This window comes from Pseudomonas sp. 06C 126 (genome assembly GCF_001855215.1).
GTDB lineage: Bacteria > Pseudomonadota > Gammaproteobacteria > Pseudomonadales > Pseudomonadaceae > Aquipseudomonas > Aquipseudomonas proteolytica.
In genome coordinates this window covers 106731-130350 of sequence record NZ_MIFU01000013.1, presented here as the reverse complement: position 1 = coordinate 130350, position 23620 = coordinate 106731, and the positions used below count along the sequence as shown (strand labels likewise).

Below are 23620 nucleotides of genomic sequence, written 5' to 3'. Positions count from 1 at the left end.
CACATACCCGCCTACCCCTGAGCCAACGCGTGCATTGGTGGGACGCGCATTAGAGAAAAATCCGACTCGGGATGTCAACTATCCGAACCGGTTTCCGCTCAAGGATTGCTCCTGCCTATTCAATTTTTATGTAGATACAGGAGCACTTAACCGTGCCTAAAAATACCAAACAAACTTCGACTCCCGTGGCCAGCTTGGCCTCCAAAGTCTTGCGTAGCGACAGCTCCTCCGCGATTCAGAAAGAATTGGCGGGGTCGGCTATGGCCCAGGCCTCCAGTGGTAAACAAACTGGTGCCGATATGGAGACCAAAGCAAGCCACGTCCTCGACAGCAATAAATACAACGCCACCACCAAGACCCTCGCGGCCTCGGTACTCGCCCAATCGAACAAAGAACGGGGCGAGTAAAAATGCCTCAGTATTTCGTCAACCGCAACGCACAGGCCAACGGTGACCACGAGGTGCATACCAGTACGTGCATCTATTTGCCGGCACTCCACAATCGCCTTGATCTTGGCTATTACACCACCTGTGCGACCGCTGTTCGCCAAGCTCGCAACACCTACCGGCAATCGAACGGTTGCCGGACGTGTTCCTCGGTGTGTCACACCCAATAGATAGAGGCTAGGTCTCTGGTAGGGAGCCAGTCGCATAATTGGGCTGGCCCCCAATTCATTGGTCGTGAGGTTTCTAGGAGTTTGGATGATGAGCTATTTGGTTTATTGCACTTTTGATCTGAAAAACGCGTCTTCCAAGGACTATGAAAATGCGTATGCGGATCTTCAAAGGATCGGCCTAGCGAAGGTGGTCAAGGCAGACGAAGGGAGGCATGTGGTCATTCCCACCACCTCCACGATGGGATTCTTTAACGGCACCAGCGTGACGGCTGTACGGGACGATGTCCGTAACGCGGTACAAGCTGCCTTCCGAGCGCGTTTTTTAACATCTGAGGTATTCGTTGTAGTGGGTGGTGATTGGGCTTGGGGCGCAGGGACGACTTAGGTGCTCTAGGTTTCCATCAAGGGGTCTCAGCTGTAACGACCGTTTCAAAGGAAGACGTTCTGTATGTTGAGCAAATTCTCGGAGCTTTCATCACACCTCAATTCCCTGGTGGATGCTGCCCCCAACCTTGCGATACTAGAAGCTCGTGACCTCGTTCTAGATGGGCGGGATCGTTTAAATATGATGTCCCTGCGTGCGGCTACTCTGGTCAATGCCGGCGCCTCGCTTGGTCGTAAAGATGCAATCGATGAGGGCCTTGAGCTATACCGCGAACTTCACGACTTGTATCCGACGGCAGACATCACTTACAACTTAGCAAACGGGCTAGTTGAATCAGCGAGCTGTGGGAGCGCTGATTTGAAATGGTTAGATCATCAGGAGCAGGCTCGGGTCTACAGAGCCGAAGCTCGACGATGCTATTGGAGGGTGGTGCAAGACGTAAATGCCGATGTGGAGTTACGCACGCAAGCTTGGACGAACCTCGCTAATTTGTTCGCAAAAACCTACCGACTTTCTGAGGCTCATGATGCCCGCCTTTCCGCGCTAAAGGTTGATCCAAAGAACGGCGTCGCCGCATTCTGCGCAGCATTGGATCTAATGTGGCTTTATCGGCGTGGAGGCTGCTCAGAGCTAACGCACATGGAAGCAGTAATGTTAGCCAGGCAAGCGCTTCGACATAGGGAGCGAATTGTTCAGTATGCCGGTGAAAGCGTCGCAGCTAAGGTTGAAGCGCTGGCCAGTGAGCTAAGCGATCCTCCCCCGCGCTCTCAGCACATCAATCCATTCACCAGGTGGGTTGAAGAGGAACGTCTAACGCTTGCCCCTGCGGTAGAACTCGTCGATCCATCCTTGGGCAAGCTCGACTGGCTTACCCTTCCAGGTATTCTCGAGCGTGAACCAGAACCGGGCGGCATGCCGCCGCCATTGTTCGCCATGTTCAATATGCTGAAGAGCGATTTCGTTCTCGCACGGGATTTGGCATGGCGTGCAAGTGATGGAAGCGTTTGGCCGAAAACAGGCCAGTATGCGGACACGCTAGACTACGCAATGTACGGCCCTGATACCTCGGAACTCATACTGGCGCATCGAACAGCTCTTGATCTGCTCGACAAGGTAGCTGTAACGGCAAATCACTATTTCGAGCTAGGAGTCGCTCCTAACAAGGTCATTTTCGGGAAGTTGTGGAGAGAATCTGCAGACAGGAAGACAGGTACTCCGCTCACAAAAAAAGTAGAGGCACTGATTCGTTCAGGCGTATACGCAATCTACGGCTTGACCGAGTTGGCAGAGGACTATGACGGCATAGATGGAATACTCCGCTCACAGAAAAATCTGCGCAATTCTGGCACGCACCGATTCGTAGTGCTTCATGACCTTGGGGATCCTTCCCAGGCGAGGCAAGCTCCTGAAATCGAGCATCTCAACCACTCAGACTTTGTCGAAGAGACCCTGGGTGCTCTTCGGGTCGCAAGGTCTGCAATCCAGATGCTCGCACTGGCAATTTCTCAGCATGAGGAAATCCTGAGAAAGCAAACGGATGGCATTATCGGAACCCTGCTCGTTCATGATCATCACTGGGTTCGTGGGGAGGATGAAGAGCTCTGATTCCCTATTGTTGAGTAGTCAGGCGACCACCCGTCACGGCCCCTACTCACGATTTCTATTGATCGGGCGCGAACTCCTTATCTGGCGTCCACCAGGCTCTACCTCCCTGAGACGGGTCATTTGTTCACGCGTTAACGTCTTCCAGGTAATCGGTAGGATGCCTTGCGTGGTCAAAGCGCCATCAGTCTAGTAGCATTGAGCCACTGGGAAGTGGATCCAGTTTTGATAGTTCGATATGGAGATGGATATGGGCTTCTGGGATAAAGCTGGGGAACTCGCAAAAAAGGCCGGATCCTACGCGGTGCAAGAGGCAAAGGCCGCTGGGGATCGCACTCGGGAGTACAAAGAGATGATGCCTAGCCTTTCTGATGATGAGCTCCTGGCAATCGTGAAAAAAGAGCGTAGCTCCTCACCTTTGAAAGCTGGCGCGGCGCATGGTGAACTCAAAAATCGAGGTTATGACCCAGAGTCGATTCAAAGACTCTTGGCTCAGCGCTAGTGCTTGCTCGGTCTTCAAATTACTAACGAGGAAAAGTTATGTCCTGTAGTGCTTGTGGTGCGGGAAACCACACTTTAAGAAATTGCCCCAATGTCAGTCGCTGCTCTGTTTGCAACAAATCTGGGCACAACGCGCAAACTTGTCCTGAGGCTCGTCGTTGCAGCATCTGTAACGGCAGAAACCACGACGCTAGAAACTGCCCTGTCAAAAAATAAAATGCTCTCTCCATGTCACTAGATCAAGTGATGAGGAGGGATGTACGCTGGCAATTAAGATCCGTCGATCATGACGGCAGAAAAAACAGCGAACGCATCTGCAGAGGTCAGAATCCGAAGTTTCAAATCGATTCTGACCCCTATTCAGAACATCAAGCGGATCGAGCCCCAAACTCGGTGATCCAGCGTTGCAAGGCCGTTACATCAGCTTCAAATACATACAGTTCAAGAGTGCCGCTGGACTTCTCATCGGACTGCGCATGTTCAAATACTGAGTAGCGAGTCATCAGGTCATCAATGAACACGCAGTCTTCATTCGTCACCTTGGCGACCTTATGGAGCTTGCCCTGGGTGTTGATCGCACGTCTGAACCGGCCTACAACATCCGCCAATAGAATGTGCTCAATCGTCTTTTCGACAATCACCCTGAAGTCACTGCATGCACTTTTACCGAGCGTCTCGTAATCGTCGACTTCAGCCCTTTCCTGGTGTTTTTTCAGCCGCGTAATCGTGTTGTCGATCAATCCACGAACAGCACTTTCCGGCTTCAGATCTCGAGCGCTAGCGGTCGCGACGATACCAGCCACCTTGTCCAGTCTTCTGAGGGAGGTCAGTGCCGGTTTAACAGATGGCATCCCTGGCATCTTCGTCACCGCGTCGACTAATGACACTAGAGAGAGCCTGTGAGTAAAAATGATGACCTGCCGCGTCGCTGATAAGGACACCAAACGCTCGACGACTCTCTCCTCAAAATCTTGGTCAAGTGACGAAATTGGGTCATCAAAAATGAAGGGCGCCAGTTGGTTCGAGCCCGTTGTGTCCGCTAGAAACGCAGCCAGTGCAGCAATTCTGGTTTCGCCTTCACTCAAGATGTAATCCAGGCCATGTGAACCATGCGCACCTACCAGGTTCAAGCCAAATGTAATCTTCCCTTTACCACCCGATTTACTCTGCGGAGCAATTGGCATGCGGTGGCCGCCCAATAGCTTCAGTTCCTCTAGGAATCGAGTTTGATAACCAGCGTCCAGCTCGGTTTTGGCCAACTCATTTTTCTTTGAGGTCAGGGAGTTGGTAGCGGCTGAACGGGAAGCTTTATCTATTGCCGCAACGGCGATCAACCTTGCCCTTTCAGCACTGATTGACGCCTTGTTCTGTGAAAGCCATTGCTTGGCTTGAAGTTGCTGGACTTGGTTCTGCACTGCCTGACGATGCTCATCCTGTAATAGGGCCGACAGGCTCACTTCTTCGGCAATCAAGTCTGCTGACTTGGTTGTTGCCGCTTCGTTGATGCTCTTCCAGTCGAAAGCTTGCAAGCTGCTGACAGGGCTTCCCAGCACGATTTGATCACGCCTCTCCTTGAGCACGCCAAGCCAAGAGGTCGCATCTGTTTCCTCAAAGCCTAAGGTGGACATGTGAACCATCCAGCTTGTTTCCCCTGGAAGAGTTGGCAACAGGTTTTTCTGATCAGCAAAACTTTTTTCAGCCTTCTTGGCGGCTGTCTCAAGGCCATCAGTGACGAACTTCTCAAACCCCGTCAGGCGGACTTTAGCATCCTCATCAAGGCTTTGATGGCAAAGCACACAGCGTGAGACAGCTGCAATATTGGGAAACTGAGATTCTGTGTAGGCCGTGCCGTTGGAGTATGCACGTGCGTATTCCCACATACCCTGCCAGGTCGCAGAGCCAACACCGTCGAGCTCGGCTTTACCGAAAATCGCTGCCGCTGCCTCTTCGCTCGAATTCCTGGCCTTAACAGCGGCGTTTTTCAGGGTCTCTAGCGTACCTGCCATCGCATCGTTCAATCCCTGTTGAAGAGTCGACATTGCTGTTTCAATACTCTTCAGCGCAGTTTTTTCTTTGTTAATGCTCAGCAGCCGGCCTGCAATGTCTTTCTCTGCGAGTAGGGCCTCCTTCTCAATGCGCTCCCGATCAAGCAGATCTGTGTACAGACATTCCTTATCAATACTGGCGGTCGTGGTCGTACTCTTCAGGCCCTGAAGCCATTTTGCTTCGGTTGTGTGATTTAGAGTTTCTGGGATGGCAGGTAACGCTTTGCTGAGTAGTGACTTCTCTCTTGAAAGCTCTGCACTAACAGCGTCCGCTGTGACGATCAGTGCCGATACGAACTTCATCCGACTGGGCTCATAGCATGCCTCAGTCCTGCCCATGTACTGCTGGGCGGCCTTACTATCGAACACCTGTGCATGTCGTAGAGCTTTGTGAGGCCCGCTTGGGACGTCCCAGTGAACATCCGCCGGCTTACCGTCTATTGACACCTTGAAATGAGCACGGCAGGGCGTGGGCGTTGGATCGAAGACGTTGCTGCGTATCTCGTCCTTGGAGCGTGATCCGCAGATCCCCTTCAACAGCCGCGCAAATCCGCTCTTGCCAGTTCCGTTCTGCCCGTAGATCACCGAGAGATTGCTCTTGCCAAACGGGAGGTTGGCGCCAGCCTTGATGGCATTCAGCCCATGCACATCCTGGATCTCTTCAATCCGGAGCAACGGTCTATTGGCAACCTGCGATAACGTGCCGGGGGTTACGGTCAAAAAACCTGGATCAGCTTCATCCTTGGCTTCGAGCTTGCAAAGCCTAGCTAGCGTTTTGATCTCGTCCTGGTTCAGTTGCCGCTTCGAGTCGATGATCATTCGAGCTGCGGTCTGCAACCATTTGGGGCGCGCATTCAGCCATGTCTCGAAATCATCAGCTACTGCCAGCCCAGCCTCAATCTTAGTCATGGTGCGCTCATCTCACGGAGGAATTCCTGAGCGTAGGCACTAACTGGCTTTTTGCCGTTATTTAGCCACCATAATGCTTGCAAGATGTGGCTGCGAGGCATCTAAGGTGATTTACGGGGCTGAGTCGGATGCAGGATTGAAGAACAGCTGGGGCAGTGTTCAAAGTGAAGGTGGCCTGACGAGCGTCAGCATTTCTTCAGTCAAACCTTCTTGGACGTATAGTTCTGGTATCGATTCCTCACCAGGCGTCTCCATTGCAATCAAAGCTTTGGCTTGCTCGAACGCCTTGGTGATGGAAAGTCCAAAGCCGATTGCAGAGTAAAACTGCGCAGAGAAAATTCGTGCAGGTAAATCCCCGACATCTCTGTTCATTCCGATGGTCGCGGGCACGTGGTGTAGACAACCTTGAGCTTGGTTGAAGGAGAAGCAGGTATTGAAGAACACCAGCTTCACACTCTCCGCACCAAGTGCCATAGCACTGACGATGGCCTCCTTGGTGACGTGTTTTTCATTTCCTTGATCGTCCTGTAGTACAAGCGTATCTGCACTTGTTCCATGGCCACTGAAATGAACCACGGTTGGCTGCAATTCATTAATGGCTTGAAGCACATCTCGCGGTCGTACCGCCCATCTTGTGTGAAAAACCAGAACATCTCTATGTTCCGATGCACGGATCCGCTCACCGATGAGACGGGCTTCTTCATCGAGCCCAAGCTTAGTTGTGGAGTCGCTGCCAGGGTCAGCGGCGAAGAAAACTACAGTGATTTTCTCTGGGAGAGCCTTCAGGCGCTCGATTTCCAGAGCGGTTTGAGCGTGCAGATTTTCGTGCCTCGAAAGGCCTTGGCTTAGGTCGCGAAGTACACGCTCTTGCTGGACGGCTGTGCGCCTCTGCTCAGCCATAAGTTTCTTTTCTTCAGTGATTCGCCTAGCGTGCGCAGTATCTTGGCGTTTGCGCTCTCGCTTCAGTTCATCCTCAAGACGCTTCTGCGCGGTGACGAGCTTCTTATGCTCATCGGCAATCTTCATTTCAATTTTGCCAACTTCTGTCTCGGCTTTGGCGTGTTCACTGGCGTATTTAGTCGCTTCCCGGAGTTTAGATGTGGCGGTCGAAGTCGAAGATGTGCGCGCTGCTGCCGCCAAGGCGTCATGATTTTTCTTACCTGCTTTTGCTGCCGCATCGATCTTCTTGGCTTTTTCGCCTTGAAGCTTGGCAATGCTTTTCTGAATGTTGGCTACCTGCGTACGGTACTGATCAGCGCTCATAACAAATTCCTTTCTGCCGATGCTTCCATATCGCTACTATACCGCGATTAGGTTCGAGGGTGATTGTGCCTATGGGCCGCTCAGCATGGGACTTACGCTTCGATGAATGAAACGATTTCGTACCTGAAAGATAGGTTCAAAGAGGAGCAAGCTCGTTTCGATCAGGTCGAGAATAAGAGTGCTAAATTTTTCACAGCTGTGTCAGTCCTGGTTGCAGGACTTAGCGCCTTAGCTGCAATGAAAAATGGGGTTATCTTCCAGATCCAAACGCCGCTGGCCTTGGGGGCGTTGGTTGCTTTTGTGGTGGCAGCGTTCGCTATAGCCTGCGCTTGGGGGCACGCTCTCAGTGCACTTAGCATTAAAGCCTACCCGAGTCTCCCCTCAAGTCGTGAAACCGCAGAATATTTGAAGGCGGTAGATGATGACGCTCAGAAAACACATATCTATAACTGTTATGTCGACACGCTTGAGATCCTCAAAGCGGCTATCGACGAGAAGTCAAAACCTCTAGGTTTGGCCTACCAGGAAATCACTATCGGGGCGGGAGCATTTGCCGTACTCGCCGTACTTACCATTGTCAGGGAGTTGATCGCATGACGGATGAGAAAAAACCACAAAGTAGCGAGCAGAAAACGCCAACCCCTCCACCCACCACTGAGTATCAACGGCGCGATAAGGAGTCGCCTTTGAGCCAGCAGGAGCGAGATAAACGCCGATAACATCAGTGCGTAGCGGGCATCAAGGGTCGCGTTTCTAACGCCTCCCTTGGCCGGGACACGCGTAATCGCTTAGTAGTCGCCCGAACATGGCGGGCCGGCTGAGAAAGGTCATTAGCAGGCGGCCAGCTTGGGCATAGTCGTGATATCGGTTGCTTGGTGGGCAATCTCGAGTAATCGAGACCAGGCCGTGTTGTGTCAGGCAGGGTGAGTGCTGGTCGGCCACAGTGGGTAGTAAGCTTTACCAGCTATATACGAGGTAGAGCCCGCGTAGAAGCGGGCTCTAGATGCAGTCACCGTGGGCTTGCCCAAGCTGGACATGTAGGAGCCTGACCAGCTTGAGCACTTTCGGCTATGCGAGGTTAGCGAATCCGCTCCCCACCCATACCGGCGTGATAACGATTAGCGCTCGCCCAAGCCGAATGGAAACAGGGGTCGATGGAGATGACGGCCCGATCAAGCTTTTCATACTCAATCTGGGTGCCGGCTAATAGGTACTCGCCGCCGTGATAGGCCTTACCATCTGGCCCTTTGGGTGACATCACTACCCCGCAGCTAACGCGCCACTTATCGCGGGAAGTCCAGATGTCGGTGACGTCGTCGACATCATCGATCTCGACAAACTCACATGGCGCGTTGACCTTCTCATGGGCGGCACGGACTTCGTCGTTTCGGTGTAGCTCGGCTAGGAAGAACGCTGGGACGTGAGGATCCAGATGGTCGTCAAGGAAGGCGCCATCGACCGCGTAGACCGGTGCAGAAATCTCCTGCCGGATGTTCTCGATCAAAAGGCCCACGTAGCGCCGAGCGGCGGCGACAGGCTTTTCGTTCTCTTCGAGAAAGACCGCCGCTTTACGCACAGCGGCCCTTTCATTTACGAGAATGGCAGCGTCGGGACGGGCTATCGCCTGCTGGACATTGGCAAGACGTTGGGAGAGGTGGCGTCGTGTTTCGTACCCCAGGAGCGGGGCAGTAAGTTCAGAAAGCTGGGCTCGCGAGAGCGCATCTAGGCCGATTTCTTTGGCTTGGATGTGGGTGTGGTAAACAGCAGAAGCAAGGAAGCTGGACATGGGCGTAACCTCAGAGTGATTGGTCGGGACACTTTTCAATGGCAACGATTTCCCGCATCAACACAGAGGTCGGTAGCAGAGGGGGTGTAGCGTTTTATGCCTTCTTTGAGTCGTTGCGTCTGAGGCGGGCGCCTGTCAATCAGGCACAATATTACATCGCTGGAGGCAGTTGTCCAGGCCCTTTGACGACTGATCGGCTGTCACGAGTCCTCAGGGGACATAGAGGAACGCCACGGGCAGCTCTGCCTGGGATTGCAACCCGACTACTACTCTCTACTTGGACGTCTCACTTCCAGGCGGCGAGTGTTGGGGCTATCCACCTGGCAGAGGGGCCCTATCTGCGCGATTTCGAGAAGTTCGTGGTGGTCTGGCACCAAGAGCTTGAGCACCTAAAGGCCCATCGGGCAAACCGATCCGGTGGAAGATCGCGATGAAGAGAACGCTTCTGGGCATGGCCGAGGCCGGCGAGCCGCTCTTGCAGCAGGCTCTCCAGGCCATCCGAGCTCATCAGAAGGCGGTAGATGAAGGGCGAGCAGCCGAAGAGATCGAACGACTCCGTCTCGAAGCGGATCACCTGTATCAAACCGTCATCGACTACCAGTTGCACGCACTGGGTAGGCTGGGTCAAACCCAGCACTGATAGTCCGCCTGAGTGGTTGGGCCTTGCCGAGCTATGAGACCGTATTGCCACCAAGTCCTGATTGCACGGGGAAGGGGGATCAGGTAGCAAACAAAGTCTTAACTCCATCCTTCAAGAATGACCAGTTGCTTATAACCAGCGAGATAGCTGTGGAAATCAGGATGCTGAGGATGGCCCACTTCACCGTAGCCTTAACGCCTGACTTGCCCTCTTCTTGGACAGGTCGAATGATATTTTTATAGATGTGCTCATAACCCTCTGACACCACGCGGATGCTATCGAAATGGCTCTGAATCTCGCGCAGTGGGCCGGATAACGGCTTGAGTAGTTCGTTTGATGCTACGTGTTTGTTGACCTCATCGATCTGACGCTTAGTGTCGCTGATTCGATTGGTCAGGGCGCTAGGATTGAAAGTCAGAATGTCGGTGATGCGCTGATTCAGGGCGACGTATTCCGTTTCAATCTTCTCAGCCAATGCTGCGACGTAGCGATGAGTACCGTCGTCGACGACGCATATGATGATTGGCTTGAAGCCATCCTCACCAATATCCGAGTAGTCGACCACACCAGCCTGATCGAGCTTGTAAAGCAGATACTCCAGAGCATTCCAGTTACCTACAAGGCTACCCAGAGCAGCCGTGACGTCGGGATCGTCAAAGTCAACGCCCCCTTTTTCGTCCGCATAGCGGATAAGGCAGAGCAGAATTCTGAGCTCTTGCAACGGTGTGATTTGGTCATCCATTGTTGTTGTCATGTAAACCGGTGTACTCAGCTTGCAGAGATGATGGCCTGAACCTCTTAGGGCTTTCTCTGATCAATGTGAACACAGCGAACAGAAAGCGGTCAGGCGCCAGGCCGGGTTTATCGCACACCCCGGGTAAAACGCCTAGATGGCTTGGCCTCATCCAACGGGCAGAACCGCTATATTCAGAACGGAACCGCCTAAACAAAGGTCACCATCCTTTTTTGGTCACAATCGCAAGCGGAGCGCGCCGGCCCATGATGGGCCAAAGGCGAGAGGATGGAAGCCCGATAGGGTCGTAACCTGGCGAAGCCAGGGTGCGGTTCACGACAGCCGTCCCCGTAGGGGCGAGCCACCAAATTTGCGGGTTCAAGAATTCCCTGAAAGCTCCGCCACGCTTGGCTTACAGCGTGAAAGTCTCGAAGGTTTTGCGGATTTCTTTGCGGATTTTACTTAAGCTACTCACCGTGTGCATGTCGCGGGACTTCAGCCGGCACTAGCTTGCAGGCCGGTTTGCCGTTCTTGGTGATCACGAACGAGTGCCCCTCCTGCAGAAGCTTCATGATCCTCCGGAAACGCAGCCTTGCCTGCGTTGCGCTGATGACTTGCATGCTGAAGTCTCCCATGGCGAAGAAGGTATGGACGGAGTTGAAGGCGGCCAGCATCCGCAGCCAGCCATCCCAGTTCACTCACATTTCAGGATGGAAGTCGTCGAAGGAATTGACGTCCACCTCGAACTCCAGGGTGCCGAACCGGGCCAACAGATCTGCTCGGAGAGCTCCCTCGGCATACGGCTCAACGTCCACCCAGTAGTTGTGGATCATCCCGTCATCCGAGGTGTGCCCTCTAACTTCCGCGTCTGCCAGAAACTTCGCATCCTCTAGGGATATCTCAAGCCCACTGGCCAGCGCTTGCGCCATGCTAATGCTGGGACGGTACTCCTCGCTTTCAGCGGCCTGTTGGTGCGCCCTGTCCTCCCATTCAGTCCTGCGATCACGGTCTGCATCCATTTCGCTAGTGATGATGCAAACACCGTCCTCACCGAGCGACCACCTGCCATCCCGCCGCACCAAATTAACATCCGCTTTAAGGAAGAAAACCCTACCGTAGTAGACACGGCCAGGATCCTGCTGCCCTTCCCAGTCGATGGACATGCCCAACCTGAGTGCGCCAGTCGCATCGTCATAGGCGACTGAGTCCACCTCGCTATCACCGATGGCGAACTCACTGGCGTTGGTCTCGGCCATCGCGCCGGACAGCATGTGCTCCAGCTCTTGATCCAGCTCGGAAAACACATCGTCCTCGAAGATCGCTTCCTTGAAGTCACGCACGCCAAAGGAGGCGAGCATCAAACGCGGATCCGTAGGGTTTCGGTGGGCGACGACAACGAGCTCGTGGTACTCCTCGAACCCAGCCTGACGCGCAAGCGCTTCTTGGGCAGCAGATAGCTTCGTGTCGTGTTCACGAGCATGCTGCTTGGCTTGCGATTTGAAAATGCTGAGAGGGGAAAAATCAGACATAGCAATGTCTCCAAAACCATCAACGCTTTGGTTACCGATTGCCTGTTCACCGGGCAGCGTCTGGGTTGGGACATGCCGATGTAAAACGTGGGGTGCATCTACGATGGGCTATTGCTTCGCGAAACAGGCGCCAGGCGACCATCACCGCCTAGTGGGATCATAGGTCAACGAGCCCAACTCGACAACTCGAAAGATGCTCAATTTCCTAAGTGGCATTAATACGAGCGACACTTAAATTTTGACGCTTTATACAGTCAAAAATACGACTTATACGAAGAACAACTCTTGCAACAAATAACAGTTGTCGCCGGTTTGTTTATTCTGATAAACACTAAATCTGTTGGGTGCTACCACCCAAGTGCTCTTTAAATATGACTGAAATTTGGGCTTGCGGTTTTTGACCGGGAAACTGGTCGCCTTGGTGTTCGCCTTGGCTTTCTTCGCCGCGCAGGTTGGTGCTGCCCATCGCTCCTCAGTGCTTAGCGCCTAGGGCAATCCCAAAGGTGATCCAAGGGTTTGTCTCTGATCGTTAGATGCGTTGAGGCGAAATGTGATGCGGCGGTAATGCGGCGGACGGCTTATCAAGGGACTTGATAAGCAGAACTGTGGTTTGTAGTGGCATCTTCAGCGTTCCTTTCGGCCCGGAATGCTTGGCGGCGGGGCAATTTCGCCTGTCGTTGGGAACATCAGTCATGGTTAATTTAAAGAACCTAGCGCGCCGCAAGGCGCGTCAGTCTATGCACAACAGTGAAGATGCTCGTGTCATCGAGATAGCTCCATCTCAAGAACCTAAAGCGGGTCGGATTGCGTGGGTAAAGGCGAAGGCAGTAACCCTGCTCAAGTGGATCGCACGTATTCGTCTATGCATCTGGTTATGGGAAAAGGCTGTTGAGGGCTGGGATTTTGTCGAGACAGTGGTGATTCCATTTATTGAGAACCTCCCATGACACAACAAACCACATCATTCGAATTCAGAGGGGCCGGTTCTTCGGGGCCGGCCCATCAACGGAAGCTTGGACATGGATGCTCCGTTCTATCCTCATAGCCCTATCCACAGCATCAGCGCCTTAGCACGTGCTCTCGGAGAGCCTGTCGAGAGGCTAATCGCACTTGCTCATCGTAGCTCTCGCCTTTATCGATATGTCCCGCAAACAAAAAAAGACGGCATAACACCCAGACATACCTATGATGCTCATGAGCCTCTGAAGACGATCCAGCGCAAGATCGTGGATCGGATCCTCAGCAAGGTTGCGTTCCCTGGATACCTGCACGGCGGTATCAGAGATCCCAAGCTACCCCGCAGCATTTACTCGAACGCTCGGGTTCATACCGGCGCCAAGACAGTCATCCTTCAGGACATCGCTGATTTCTTCCCGTCAATTACAAACGAGCACATTCATCGCTTGTTCGTGGGTCTCTTCCGTTTCTCCGCAGATGTAGCCACTCTGCTTGCGGATCTAGTTACTCGTGAGGGCCAGGTTCCACAAGGGGCGAGTACAAGTAGCTACTTGGCCAACCTAGTGTTTTGGGATATCGAGCCGGCGCTCGTCACTCGCTTTAAAGCTCAGGGACTGGCGTATTCGCGCTTCGCAGATGACATCACTGTTTCTTGCAAAACTCGTATTGATCAAGCTACTACCACCCAAGTTATTGCCTCTGTCACATGGATGCTCGGTCAGAAAGGCTGCCTGCAGAAGCGAAGCAAGCTGCATGTTCGTAAGCGCGGGCAAGCATTGATTACTGGCGATAAAGCTGACGCCGTCACCGTGACCGGATTAGTGGTGAGCGGGCCAATAACGGGGCTTCCCAAAAAACACCGATTGGCTATCCGCGCCGCCGTGAAACAGCTGGAGGATCGCGTCGAGGGTAATTCAGGTCATCTGTCCACTGATGATGAAAAGGAGATGCGTCGAGTAATGGGACGCATAGGCAGGTTGATCGCTTGTGGGCATCCAGAGGGGCAGCGCTTGAAGGCTCGCGTTCGAGTATTACTGACGCGTGCGCCACTTTTGGAGCGATATGCAGGTGCCGAGTTTCAGGTTCAGATGGTTGCGGAGACCACCGCAAATCTGAGCGTAGCGGCTAGCAGCTTGCAAATTAACCTGCCGGTGGATCTGCCTTGGAAAGCTGGCTAACCGTTGGCTGGAGGTTTATTTGGCTGTGATATTCAAGAGCGGCTTGGCTAGAAAATGGGGCGATGTCGCTGACATGCAGACGGAGCTTCAAGCTCCGTAACCGCAACAAATTTCCACCCTGCGATACAGGAAGTTAAAACATTAAAATTCCAGCACGAAAGCTAAATCGGTTCTACGAGAATACGTCTCAGAGCAACGTAATTCAGTCTGTGAGAAGGCTTATATTCACCCATTGCTCTCAGCCTATTGAAGAGCTTGGCCGGTATCACGCCGATATGGTCTATAGCAAAGGCGGGACAGGTATACTGATCAAGTACCAGCAGAAATTTTTTCTCCTGACGGCTCAACACGTTCTAGATGAGAACTACGAGGCGGCACAAAACGAGTCGCCGTTCTTCACTCACCTCTTTGCTAAGAGAGGTTGGGAAGGAATAGAGGGTATGGGATTCCCAATGCGCGGCTGGCGTATCGGTGAGCTGATAACGGCAGATAGTCCCTGTATCGACATGCAAGACATCGTGCTGATCGAGCTTTCATCCTCGCTATTCCGTTTTCCCGATAAATTCATCGACCTAGATGGCACGAATGGCCGTATAGCCGTAGCTGTAAGCGATTTGTATGACGGCATGTTATTGGTAGCCTCTGGCTACCCAATAGATGAAAACCCGATTGAGTATCCGTATGGCGATGACTACAACTGCTCGACAGTGATCAATAAGCATATCTTTCACGGTGTTTGTGAGTTCGAAGGATCAGCCCCCCTCCTGCGTTTTTTTAGTCAGATCACGCACTCAGAAATGAATGGAATGAGTGGCGGGATGGTTTCTAACCTAATGCCTAAATCCAACCAGGTTGCCTGGGTCGGTATGATTCAGAAGGCTGGTAATGGAATTCTCCGTTTCTATCCCGCATGCTGGATTATCCCAGCCATCAAGAACTATATGCAGGCGAGCCATTACGTCATAGATCCTGCTGTCCATATGGCAAATCTAGAAATTGAATCTACTCCAGAAGCAATCCAAGGTAGAGCAGAGTATTTCAAGATGATCAAGGTCATAACGGATGATATGAGGGCTAGAGAAGCAGGACATTAGCATTAGCCAATGCTCCTCCCTCGGCCCACTGCCCTACTTTTCAGGCTTAAAACGCCAGTTTGAATCACCTTATGCCAAACGCTGTTATGGGATCAACGGCGCTGAACCCAGCGATTCCTTACGAAGTAAGGTTGTATGCGATTCCAGATTCAACATCGTCGATGAGAGCTAGCTTTAAGCCTTACTTCCAGTGATGGATGTGATGCTTTTGACCACAAGTACGGCAACCATACCTACGAGCGCGCCTACCAGGCAGTGAATGCCTAAAGTTGCGAAGGTTTCCCACGCCCCTGCCCCTTCGACCAGTCTCTCAGCAAAGTGCTGCATCGGCCCGATGCCTTCTGTAATGAACGCCCCCCCGACCAGGAACATTGCCACAGTTCCGATCCAGGATAATGCTTTCATAAGCTTCGGAGCAGCCGACAGCAGCCATCCCCCGACAGTTCGCACCACAGAACCCCATGTACCGGCAGCTTTAGACTTCTGGAGAATAAGGCCGGCATCATCCAAGCGGACGATCCCCGCAACCAATCCGTAAACGCCCACTGTCATGACCACCGCGATCAGCGCTAACGTCAAAATCTGTTGGAGCATCGGGGCATCAGTAACGATATTTAGGGTGATGACGATGATCTCGGCGCTCAGAATGAAGTCCGTTCGAACAGCCCCTGCAATCTTCCGCTTTTCATAAGCTGCAAGCTCTTCAGGCGCCTTAAGCTTCGCTTTCTTTGGCTGCCCTGTGTCATCGTCTCGACCAGCCGTGAGCTTGTCCTTGATAGCCTCAAAGCCCTCATAACAGAGATATGCCCCACCAATCATGAGCAGCCAGTGAACCGCAGCAGGCAGCAGTGCGTTCAGCACCAATGCACAAGGCACCAGGATTGCTTTATTTCTCAACGACCCCTTGAAAACAGCCCAAACCACCGGTAGCTCTCGATCTGCTTTCATGCCGGTAACCTGCTCAGCATTCACAGCAAGGTCGTCGCTCAGGACGCTAGCCGATTTCTTTGCAGCGACTTTACTCATGAGCGAGATGTCGTCTAGCAGCGTGGCGATGTCATCCAATAACGCGAACAAGCTACTGCCGGCCATTTAAGGCTCCTTACGTTGATTTATTCTGTTCCCCCGAGCACCTCACGCATACCCACGCTAATGCCCCGCGTACACTCCTTCCGTAGGCTCAGGATTCCCCTGTCGTCATCGGGTTACGGTGAGCACCTTTCTAGACAATGGACACACCATGCCGTTCATCAATAGCTAGGCGATCTGCAACAGAGCCTTCAAGACCGCACCAAATAATCTTTACTGAATGCTGGCCTACTAACATCTTTTAGATCAAACCGCCTATTCTAAGTCAGCGATATCCGAGCCGTTCGGCTGTCGGCGACGCGAACCGAGTCAGCAGACGCGGTACGTACACATCCTGGACGATGGGCGGTGAGCAATGAAGCTGCAGAGTATTCGGCTATGTAATTTTCAATCCTTCGGCAATGAGCCTACGGTAATCACATTCGAGGATGTCACCTACCTTATCGGCCCTAATGGCTCTGGAAAGACAGCAGTCCTGCAAGCGCTCTGCAGGTTGTTTGCCTTTGATCCAAGCCTCCGTCGAATCAAGCGATCCGACTTCCATGTGCCTGCTGATGAGGATTTGGTACCTGAGGAGCGCAGTCTGTGGCTGGAAGCGGATTTCGAATTCCCAGAGCTTCTAGAGGACGAGGACAACTCTACCGTGGCCCCGCACTTCGCTCATATGCGATTGGACACAGCCGAAGGTATCCCGCGCGCTAGATATCGATTGAGCGCAACGATGGGGATTGATGGGGACATTGAAGAGAACCTAGTTTATGTCCTCGATGTTGATAAAGACGCCAACCCATTGTCGACCGCAGTAGTCACTCGAGTGCATCGCAATACAATTCAAATGCATTACCTCCCCGCCAGACGAGACCCTGCCGACCACATAACCTATGGCGCTAATGCCCTGCTCGGACGCTTGCTACGAGCCGTAAATTGGGAAGACGACCGAGAACGGATCAAAGGACTCACTGACGAAATCAGCGAATGCTTGTCAGGAAACCAATCAGTAAGTGCATTCAGTGAAAGCCTGAATTTGATGTGGAAGCGAGTTCACAGGGGCACCTTTTTCACCGACCCCAAGCTCACTTTCGTCACATCCGAAATTGAGTCGCTTCTCAGACACATGTCAGTGTCGTTCTCACCAGGGCACGACGAGAATCTAGTCGACTTCTCTCGCCTCAGCGATGGACAGAAGTCGATGCTCTATCTATCACTGGTGTTGTCCTCTCACGCCATCGGGCGTGCAGTCCTAACTGGTAAGGACGTTTCTTTCGACGCTGACAAACTGAAGCCACCGTCATTTACGCTGATCGCAGTGGAGGAACCTGAAAACAGCCTCTCACCTCATTACCTAGGGCGCATCGTTAACGCCCTCAATAGCTCAATTGGGGGGGCAGACTCCCAGGCAATCATCGCCACGCATGCTCCATCCATGCTCCGCCGCGTGGATCCTGAGAACATCCGCTATCTACGCCTTGCTGCGAACCGCGCCACCAAAGTTACCTGTATTGCCCTACCCGACAAGGAAGATGAAGCTCATAAGTTTGTCCGAGAGGCTGTACAGGCCTTTCCGGAAGTCTATTTTTCCCGGCTAGTGGTACTGGGTGAGGGAGACAGCGAAGAAATTGTTCTTCCGAGAATTCTTCAGGCGAAAGGTGCGCCTGTTGATGAGTCGGCGGTGACCATCGCGCCACTGGGTGGTCGTCACGTCAACCATTTTTGGAGGTTGCTATCCGCGCTGGAGACGCCCTATGTAACCCTACTTGATCTCGACGTTGCACGACATCAAGGTGGGTGGGGACGTGTAACCAACGTCAATAATCAACTTGCAAAATTTTCTCCAGAGAAAAAGCTTCCCGCTTGGAATATAGCCAAGTGGAATGATGATCTCCCGGTTCGAACCCACCATTGGTTTGAAGAAGGAAAAGTGAGCGTATTTGTCGAGCTGGAGAAGCGCGGAGTTTTCTTCTCAGAGCCCATGGATTTGGACTTCTCAATGTTGCTCGCCTACCCAAATGCATATGATGTATCGCTAAGCGATCCGGATGAGTCGACTGTTAAGGCCGTCCTAGGCAAGAGTCATCATAAGTCCGACCAATACAATGCAGCGGAACAGCAACTTTTTGGCACCTACCACTCCAAGTTCAAACTAGGTAGCAAACCGGCAGCACACATCTCTGCCCTTGCAAAGCTCACTGATGAAGACCTGCTAAAGGCTCTTCCTCCTTCGTTAGATCGTTTGGCCAATGCAATCATCGCGGCGCTGGAGGACATCCCAGAATGATCAGCGCGGATGTATGGAAAGTCGCCGATGGCTTGACCTTGGAAACAAACGCCCTTCTCGCTGTGAGGGAGCTTGGAAAGTCGCTCGCGCTCACCGCAGGCCCAGGCGCAGGCAAAACGGAGGTTCTGGCGCAGCGGGCAGACTTTTTGCTACGCACCGGAAACTGCCGATACCCCAAGCGAATACTGGCGATCTCCTTCAAGGTCGATGCGAGCATAAACCTCAAGGAACGGATTCGTCGCAGATGCGGACTTGATCTGGCTGCACGCTTCGACAGCTACACCTTTCACGGCTTCGCCAAGCGCATCATTGATAGGTTTAGACCCGTGCTCACGGGCGGGGACTCTCTTGAGCCAAACTATTCCATAGGCGACGAACCAATTCAAGGCAAACAAATTAAGTTCGCGCAGCTCATACCTCTCGCAACGAAGATCTTGAGCAATTCAGTGGTTGCAAGAAATGCAATTTGTCAGACCTACGCTGATGTATTCCTTGATGAGTTCCAAGACTGCACTACTGAGCAGTACGCACTGCTGAAGCTTGTCTTCATGAATAAGCCAATTCGATTGACCGCCGTCGGTGACACCAAACAGAAAATTATGGGCTGGGCGGGAGCACTGGATGGCATATTTATAGACTACGCAAAGGACTTCGACGCCCGACCACTCAATCTATATCGAAACTTCCGATCTAAGCCTCGGCTTTTGCGGATGCAGAACGAGATCATTCGAACACTTGATCCTGCTGCGGTGATGGCAGATGACCTGATCATTGGAAACGACGGCGAACTCCTCGCTCGAAACTACGACAACAGTCACAGCGAAGCAGCCGCGTTGGCCAACATCATCCAGAAGTGGATAGATGTAGAGAAAATACCCCTACCAGAAATAGCGATTCTTTTTCCCAGGCAGATAGACCTCTACGGCACCCCCCTCATGGAGCAACTGGCAGCCAGAGGAATTCCCTTTCGCAACGAGCATGAGTCTCAAGATCTAGTTAATGAGCCCGCCGCTCGCCTAATTATTGACTACCTATCATGCCTGTATCGGGAGCGAGAACCGAAGGCGTGGATCAATTTGATGGAGCAACTGGTTTCATTTAATGACGAGGACGGTGAATCTGAGCTCCAGAGAAACTTCGAGCGCCTCTATCTTGCCCAGCGCAAGGAAGTGAAAAAATTGGCCCGATCTGACGCGCCTTATTCAGGATGGTGGGAGCTAACTATGAAGTTCCTAAAGAATATCGGCCTACCCGTGCTGACCACCCTTTCTTCTGACTACGAAGCAAAAGCCAGATTGAACGAGGTTATCAAGAACACGAGACAGCAAATTGAGAAACTGCTCGAGCAAGAACCGGATTTGCTCAAAGCACTTGATCTGTTCTCCAACGATCAAGCAGTCCGTTTTCTGACGATTCATAAAAGTAAAGGATTGGAATTCCACTCTGTAATTATGATCGGTGTAGAAACACAGACATTTTGGGGCAAAGTCCAAGAGGAGCGTTGCGGCTTCTTTGTGGGTGTTTCACGTGCCAAGGAGCGGTTGATGATCACGACATGCGACTTACGTTATCGACCGGCCTCAAACCCTCCAAGGTGGAATGAGCATCGCACTCCTCATGCTGAGTTCGTCACATACGTAACGCCATTTCTTTCCGCCCAGCCAAATGCCTGACAGGTAGCCGCGTGTCGCTGATCTTGTATGAACTCGCGGCAAGGATGCTCCCCACACAGCAAGTCATCCTTAGACCTCAAGCAGAGTCACGTAAGCGGATGGCGAACACACCTACCGAACTCCAGTATTTAGGACGATGGTGTCCGCGTATTTTAAGCGGACGCGATCACCCTTATCGCCAGGATTTCCATGCGCCAACGCAGCTCTTACCCCAAACCATTTAAAGCCCAGGTCGTCCAGGAATGCTTGCAACCTGGAGCGACGATTTCCAGCGTAGCCATCCATCACGGCATCAACGCCAACGTGATCCGCAAGTGGCTACCGATTTACCGGGATCAATCACCCGCAACTCTGCCGGCCTTCATCCCCGTACAAGCTGCACCCAAGCGCGCAACAGAAGAGACGGTGATCATCTCACTGGTTCTGGGCGATAAATCCGTCACCGTAAAATGGCCAGCCTCAGATCCGGACGGCTGCGCGTGTTTTATCCGTGGCCTGGCCCAATGATTCGTATCGACTCCATCTGGCTCGCCACCCAGCCCATGGACATGCGGGCCGGCACTGACACTGCACTGGCCCGGGTGGTTGCCGTGTTCGGTGCGGCGAAGCCGCACTGCGCCTACCTCTTTGCCAACCGCCGGGCCAACCGCATAAAGGTGCTGGTGCATGACGGCGTTGGTATTTGGCTAGCGGCGCGACGCTTGAATCAGGGCAAGTTTCATTGGCCGGGCATCCATCTTGGCGCGGAGGTCGAACTCGACCCCGAACAACTCCAGGCGCTGGTACTTGGATTGCCTTGGCAGCGAGTAGGTGCAGGCGGCGCAATTACATTGCTCTAATACCTGGCTTATAGCTGTGACCGGAGGACTGCTTTGGTAAAATCCACGGCATGACTTCTTTGCCCGATCTCGATCAAATGCCCCCTGAACAACTGCGCGCGCTGGCTGCGCAGCTGATGTCCAAGGTCGACACCATGGGCAGAAAGATCCATCGTGATGAGACGATCATCGAGCAGCTCACCCACGAAATCGCCATTCTCAAGCGACACAAGTTTGCTAAGCGCAGCGAGCAGATCAGCCCGGCGCAAGGCAGCTTGCTCGATGACCTGCTTAATACCGACCTCGAAGCCATCGAGGCCGACTTAAAAGCACTTCATCCCGCACCCGCGCAGATAGAACCACGCCAGCAACCCAAGCGTGCGCCGTTGCCGCCGCAGTTCCCGCGCACTGTGATCCATCACGAGCCGGACAACACTCAGTGCGCTTGCGGCTGTCAGCTTCAGCGCATCGGTGAAGACGTCAGCGAGAAGCTGGACTACACGCCGGGCGTGTTCACCGTCGAACAGCACGTTCGTGGGAAATGGGCCTGCCGGCAGTGCGAAACACTGACCCAGGCCCCGGTGCCGCCGCAGGTGATCGACAAGGGCATCCCCACTGCCGGCCTGCTGGCGCAAGTGATGGTGGCCAAATTCGCCGACCACCTGCCGCTCTATCGACAGGAAAAGATCTTCGGCCGTGCCGGCCTTGCCATCCCGCGCTCGACACTAGCGCAGTGGATGGGTCAAACCGGCGTGCAGCTTCAGCCGCTGGTCGATGCGCTGCGCGAAGCAGTGCTGGCCCAGCGCGTAGTCCACGCCGATGAAACACCGGTACAAATGCTGGCTCCAGGAGAGAAGAAAACCCACCGCGCTTACGTCTGGGCCTATAGCAGCACGCCATTCTCGGCACTCAAGGCCGTGGTCTACGACTTCAGCCCCAGCCGTGCCGGCGAACATGCGCGTAACTTCCTGGGCACGTGGAGCGGCAAGCTGGTCTGTGACGACTTTGCCGGCTACAAGGCAAGCTTCGAGCTGGGCATCACCGAAATCGGCTGCATGGCCCACGCGCGCCGCAAGTTCTTCGACCTGCACGTCGCGAATAAAAGCCAGTTGGCTGAGCAGGCGCTTCACTCGATTGGCGGGCTGTACGAAGTCGAGCGACACGCTAAGGAAATGAGCGACGAAGACCGTTGGCGATTACGCCAGGAAACGGCGGTGCCCATCGCTGAAAAACTGCATGAGTGGATGCTGGCCCAACGCGAACTTGTGCCCGAGGGCTCTGCTACGGCCAAGGCCCTGGATTACAGCCTTAAACGCTGGGTAGCGCTGACGCGCTACCTGGACGATGGTGCTGTGCCCATCGACAACAACCAGATCGAGAACTTGATCCGGCCGTGGGCGCTTGGGCGGTCGAACTGGTTGTTTGCTGGGTCGCTGCGCAGCGGCAAACGGGCGGCGGCGATCATGAGCCTGATCCAGTCGGCACGTATGAACGGGCATGATCCGTATGCTTATCTCAAGGATGTGCTGACGCAGCTGCCGACGCAGCGGGCCAGCGAGATCGAGCGACTGCTACCACATAGCTGGGCGCCTGCTTAGCTACCCGACAGCAAGGTAGCTAAGAGCAGTCTCTATTCAACACGCTATACCGTGGAGGGGCATTGTGTGTCTTTGCCTATTACTTGTAGATCACTAATCTGCGCTTCAAGGTCGCTAGACTTCGTCCAATAAATAGCGTTCCACCCTGACTCACGTGCGGCTTGAACATTAGCTTGAGTATCATCTATCAAGAGTAACTCTTCCGGTAGAAATCCGGACAGTTCGGTAATTTTTTTATAAAAATCAAGGCTTGGCTTTCGGCAAGACAGCGCCGCCGAGTAAAAGATGCCATCGCAGTAGTGCTCCAGACCAAGCGATTTCATTAAAAAATTTGCGCGTAGGTGTTCTTGATTGGACGCGAGAAATACTTTCACACCACGACGACGATGACGGGCCAGATCCGACAGCAACCCAAGGTTGAGCCGAGCATCGTTTTCAAACCAATAACTCAATAATCTATGCCGAGAAAGTTTCGGAGCAATGTCTGCCAGCACTGACTCAAGCCTCTCCTCTAGGCATAACTTGCCTGTAACTATGGCATCCCAGTAAGGCTCGAAGAGCGCCTTATGGAGATCTGAGCTTGCTAGCCCGAGATCTTCCTCAAGAGATGAAGCCCAGCCCTCACCGTCGGAGGGGCGACCATCAACGACGACACCATCCACATCAACCATAAAAGCTTGAATCAACGTAGCCTCCGTCTGGCATCCCGTACTTCGCATTGCGAACAGATCCCAGCGTTTTCAGTTGGCATATTTCCCGAGTCGCAAGCATATGAGAACGGCTTGGATAGGTATAAGACTTGTTATGCATAACCTTAGGGCGCACTCAGTTGCCAGGTGAGTTCGCCGAACGCTTACAGAGTCACAAACACGAGCTGAGGAAAATCTCCGGGCTTCCGGGGTATGCCATAGATAGAGGTGTGTCAGGAA

22 protein-coding genes are annotated in these 23620 nt (G+C 53.1%); 14 read left to right on the top strand and 8 right to left on the bottom strand.

The features are described from left to right. Positions 1-152: 152 nt before the first annotated feature. From BHC62_RS04470 to BHC62_RS04455, 4 genes are all read left to right on the top strand, one after another. On the top strand, positions 153-407 hold the full coding sequence (locus BHC62_RS04470; RefSeq protein WP_070994332.1) for a hypothetical protein: 255 nt from the start codon (positions 153-155) through the stop codon (positions 405-407). Positions 408-704: 297 nt separating this feature from the next. Continuing rightward, positions 705-1001, top strand: coding sequence for a hypothetical protein (locus tag BHC62_RS04465; RefSeq protein ID WP_070994360.1), 297 nt, complete (start codon positions 705-707; stop codon positions 999-1001). 63 nt (positions 1002-1064) lie between these two features. Further along, complete coding sequence (locus tag BHC62_RS04460) at positions 1065-2606, top strand: LA2681 family HEPN domain-containing protein (protein ID WP_070994331.1); 1542 nt, start codon at positions 1065-1067, stop codon at positions 2604-2606. A gap of 247 nt (positions 2607-2853) precedes the next feature. Next, complete coding sequence (locus tag BHC62_RS04455) at positions 2854-3105, top strand: hypothetical protein (RefSeq protein WP_070994330.1); 252 nt, start codon at positions 2854-2856, stop codon at positions 3103-3105. Between the two features lie 367 nt (positions 3106-3472). Here BHC62_RS04455 and BHC62_RS04450 read toward each other — a convergent pair whose 3' ends face one another. Next, positions 3473-6058 carry a hypothetical protein gene (locus BHC62_RS04450; protein ID WP_070994329.1) on the bottom strand — a complete coding sequence of 862 codons (2586 nt, stop codon included), beginning with the start codon at positions 6056-6058 and terminating at the stop codon, positions 3473-3475. 159 nt (positions 6059-6217) lie between these two features. After that, on the bottom strand, positions 6218-7321 hold the full coding sequence (locus BHC62_RS04445) for a CHAT domain-containing protein (RefSeq protein WP_070994328.1): 1104 nt from the start codon (positions 7319-7321) through the stop codon (positions 6218-6220). Positions 7322-7423: 102 nt separating this feature from the next. On the opposite strand from BHC62_RS04445, the gene BHC62_RS04440 reads away from it, so the two are divergent. Next, on the top strand, positions 7424-7918 hold the full coding sequence (locus tag BHC62_RS04440; protein ID WP_070994327.1) for a hypothetical protein: 495 nt from the start codon (positions 7424-7426) through the stop codon (positions 7916-7918). A 481-nt stretch (positions 7919-8399) separates the two neighbouring features. On the opposite strand, the gene BHC62_RS04435 is transcribed toward BHC62_RS04440, so the two are convergent. Then, on the bottom strand, positions 8400-9107 hold the full coding sequence (locus tag BHC62_RS04435; RefSeq protein ID WP_070994326.1) for a hypothetical protein: 708 nt from the start codon (positions 9105-9107) through the stop codon (positions 8400-8402). A 430-nt stretch (positions 9108-9537) separates the two neighbouring features. Here BHC62_RS04435 and BHC62_RS04430 point away from each other — a divergent pair, with 430 nt between their 5' ends. Continuing rightward, entirely contained in the window at positions 9538-9747 is a 210-nt protein-coding gene (locus BHC62_RS04430) for a hypothetical protein (protein ID WP_070994325.1), read from the top strand. Positions 9748-9826: 79 nt separating this feature from the next. Here BHC62_RS04430 and BHC62_RS04425 read toward each other — a convergent pair whose 3' ends face one another. The 3 genes from BHC62_RS04425 to BHC62_RS04415 form a co-directional block, all read right to left on the bottom strand. Further along, positions 9827-10489: a hypothetical protein gene (locus tag BHC62_RS04425; protein ID WP_070994324.1), complete on the bottom strand. Its 663-nt coding sequence runs from the start codon at positions 10487-10489 to the stop codon at positions 9827-9829. A gap of 458 nt (positions 10490-10947) precedes the next feature. Further along, the gene (locus BHC62_RS04420; protein WP_070994323.1) at positions 10948-11178 is read right to left on the bottom strand and encodes a type II toxin-antitoxin system Phd/YefM family antitoxin; all 231 of its coding nucleotides are present in this window, start codon (positions 11176-11178) and stop codon (positions 10948-10950) included. Further along, positions 11179-12009 (bottom strand): hypothetical protein, encoded by an 831-nt coding sequence (locus tag BHC62_RS04415; protein ID WP_070994322.1) that lies wholly within the window; start codon positions 12007-12009, stop codon positions 11179-11181. A 692-nt stretch (positions 12010-12701) separates the two neighbouring features. On the opposite strand from BHC62_RS04415, the gene BHC62_RS04410 reads away from it, so the two are divergent. The 3 genes from BHC62_RS04410 to BHC62_RS04400 all read left to right on the top strand — a co-directional run bounded on the left by BHC62_RS04410 (position 12702) and on the right by BHC62_RS04400 (position 15238). Continuing rightward, entirely contained in the window at positions 12702-12956 is a 255-nt protein-coding gene (locus BHC62_RS04410) for a hypothetical protein (RefSeq protein ID WP_070994321.1), read from the top strand. A 72-nt stretch (positions 12957-13028) separates the two neighbouring features. Next, the gene (locus tag BHC62_RS04405) at positions 13029-14144 is read left to right on the top strand and encodes a reverse transcriptase family protein (protein WP_053177954.1); all 1116 of its coding nucleotides are present in this window, start codon (positions 13029-13031) and stop codon (positions 14142-14144) included. A gap of 275 nt (positions 14145-14419) precedes the next feature. Next, positions 14420-15238: a hypothetical protein gene (locus tag BHC62_RS04400; RefSeq protein ID WP_025857584.1), complete on the top strand. Its 819-nt coding sequence runs from the start codon at positions 14420-14422 to the stop codon at positions 15236-15238. Positions 15239-15412: 174 nt separating this feature from the next. Here BHC62_RS04400 and BHC62_RS04395 read toward each other — a convergent pair whose 3' ends face one another. Continuing rightward, a complete protein-coding gene (locus tag BHC62_RS04395; protein WP_070994320.1) occupies positions 15413-16330 on the bottom strand; it encodes a DUF808 domain-containing protein in 918 nt (305 codons plus the stop codon). 352 nt (positions 16331-16682) lie between these two features. Between BHC62_RS04395 and BHC62_RS04390 the strand changes: the two genes are divergently transcribed. The 5 genes from BHC62_RS04390 to BHC62_RS04370 all read left to right on the top strand — a co-directional run bounded on the left by BHC62_RS04390 (position 16683) and on the right by BHC62_RS04370 (position 22691). Beyond that, positions 16683-18602, top strand: a complete 1920-nt coding sequence (locus BHC62_RS04390) for an ATP-dependent endonuclease (RefSeq protein ID WP_070994319.1) — start codon at positions 16683-16685, stop codon at positions 18600-18602. Further along, positions 18599-20275, top strand: coding sequence for a UvrD-helicase domain-containing protein (locus tag BHC62_RS04385; RefSeq protein WP_025857587.1), 1677 nt, complete (start codon positions 18599-18601; stop codon positions 20273-20275). Before BHC62_RS04390 ends, BHC62_RS04385 begins: the two co-directional genes overlap by 4 nt. Positions 20276-20464: 189 nt before the next feature. Beyond that, positions 20465-20782, top strand: a complete 318-nt coding sequence (locus BHC62_RS04380) for a transposase (protein ID WP_015885959.1) — start codon at positions 20465-20467, stop codon at positions 20780-20782. Further along, on the top strand, positions 20779-21114 hold the full coding sequence (gene tnpB / locus BHC62_RS28815) for an IS66 family insertion sequence element accessory protein TnpB (protein WP_015885960.1): 336 nt from the start codon (positions 20779-20781) through the stop codon (positions 21112-21114). Before BHC62_RS04380 ends, tnpB begins: the two co-directional genes overlap by 4 nt. A gap of 50 nt (positions 21115-21164) precedes the next feature. After that, the gene (locus tag BHC62_RS04370) at positions 21165-22691 is read left to right on the top strand and encodes an IS66 family transposase (protein WP_015885961.1); all 1527 of its coding nucleotides are present in this window, start codon (positions 21165-21167) and stop codon (positions 22689-22691) included. A 44-nt stretch (positions 22692-22735) separates the two neighbouring features. Here BHC62_RS04370 and BHC62_RS04365 read toward each other — a convergent pair whose 3' ends face one another. Further along, on the bottom strand, positions 22736-23377 hold the full coding sequence (locus BHC62_RS04365) for an HAD-IA family hydrolase (RefSeq protein ID WP_197676838.1): 642 nt from the start codon (positions 23375-23377) through the stop codon (positions 22736-22738). Positions 23378-23620: the final 243 nt, after the last annotated feature.

Excerpts from the sequence above, each read along its gene's own strand:
- BHC62_RS04465 (WP_070994360.1), top strand. The coding sequence starts at position 705 with ATGAGCTATTTGGTTTATTGCACTTTTGATCTGAAAAACGCGTCTTCC.
- BHC62_RS04460 (WP_070994331.1), top strand. The coding sequence starts at position 1,065 with ATGTTGAGCAAATTCTCGGAGCTTTCATCACACCTCAATTCCCTGGTG.
- BHC62_RS04455 (WP_070994330.1), top strand. The coding sequence starts at position 2,854 with ATGGGCTTCTGGGATAAAGCTGGGGAACTCGCAAAAAAGGCCGGATCC.
- BHC62_RS04450 (WP_070994329.1), bottom strand. The coding sequence starts at position 6,058 with ATGACTAAGATTGAGGCTGGGCTGGCAGTAGCTGATGATTTCGAGACA.
- BHC62_RS04445 (WP_070994328.1), bottom strand. The coding sequence starts at position 7,321 with ATGAGCGCTGATCAGTACCGTACGCAGGTAGCCAACATTCAGAAAAGC.
- BHC62_RS04440 (WP_070994327.1), top strand. The coding sequence starts at position 7,424 with ATGAATGAAACGATTTCGTACCTGAAAGATAGGTTCAAAGAGGAGCAA.
- BHC62_RS04435 (WP_070994326.1), bottom strand. The coding sequence starts at position 9,107 with ATGTCCAGCTTCCTTGCTTCTGCTGTTTACCACACCCACATCCAAGCC.
- BHC62_RS04430 (WP_070994325.1), top strand. The coding sequence starts at position 9,538 with ATGAAGAGAACGCTTCTGGGCATGGCCGAGGCCGGCGAGCCGCTCTTG.
- BHC62_RS04425 (WP_070994324.1), bottom strand. The coding sequence starts at position 10,489 with ATGGATGACCAAATCACACCGTTGCAAGAGCTCAGAATTCTGCTCTGC.
- BHC62_RS04415 (WP_070994322.1), bottom strand. The coding sequence starts at position 12,009 with ATGTCTGATTTTTCCCCTCTCAGCATTTTCAAATCGCAAGCCAAGCAG.
- BHC62_RS04410 (WP_070994321.1), top strand. The coding sequence starts at position 12,702 with ATGGTTAATTTAAAGAACCTAGCGCGCCGCAAGGCGCGTCAGTCTATG.
- BHC62_RS04405 (WP_053177954.1), top strand. The coding sequence starts at position 13,029 with ATGGATGCTCCGTTCTATCCTCATAGCCCTATCCACAGCATCAGCGCC.
- BHC62_RS04400 (WP_025857584.1), top strand. The coding sequence starts at position 14,420 with ATGGTCTATAGCAAAGGCGGGACAGGTATACTGATCAAGTACCAGCAG.
- BHC62_RS04395 (WP_070994320.1), bottom strand. The coding sequence starts at position 16,330 with ATGGCCGGCAGTAGCTTGTTCGCGTTATTGGATGACATCGCCACGCTG.
- BHC62_RS04390 (WP_070994319.1), top strand. The coding sequence starts at position 16,683 with ATGAAGCTGCAGAGTATTCGGCTATGTAATTTTCAATCCTTCGGCAAT.
- BHC62_RS04385 (WP_025857587.1), top strand. The coding sequence starts at position 18,599 with ATGATCAGCGCGGATGTATGGAAAGTCGCCGATGGCTTGACCTTGGAA.
- BHC62_RS04380 (WP_015885959.1), top strand. The coding sequence starts at position 20,465 with ATGCGCCAACGCAGCTCTTACCCCAAACCATTTAAAGCCCAGGTCGTC.
- tnpB (WP_015885960.1), top strand. The coding sequence starts at position 20,779 with ATGATTCGTATCGACTCCATCTGGCTCGCCACCCAGCCCATGGACATG.
- BHC62_RS04370 (WP_015885961.1), top strand. The coding sequence starts at position 21,165 with ATGACTTCTTTGCCCGATCTCGATCAAATGCCCCCTGAACAACTGCGC.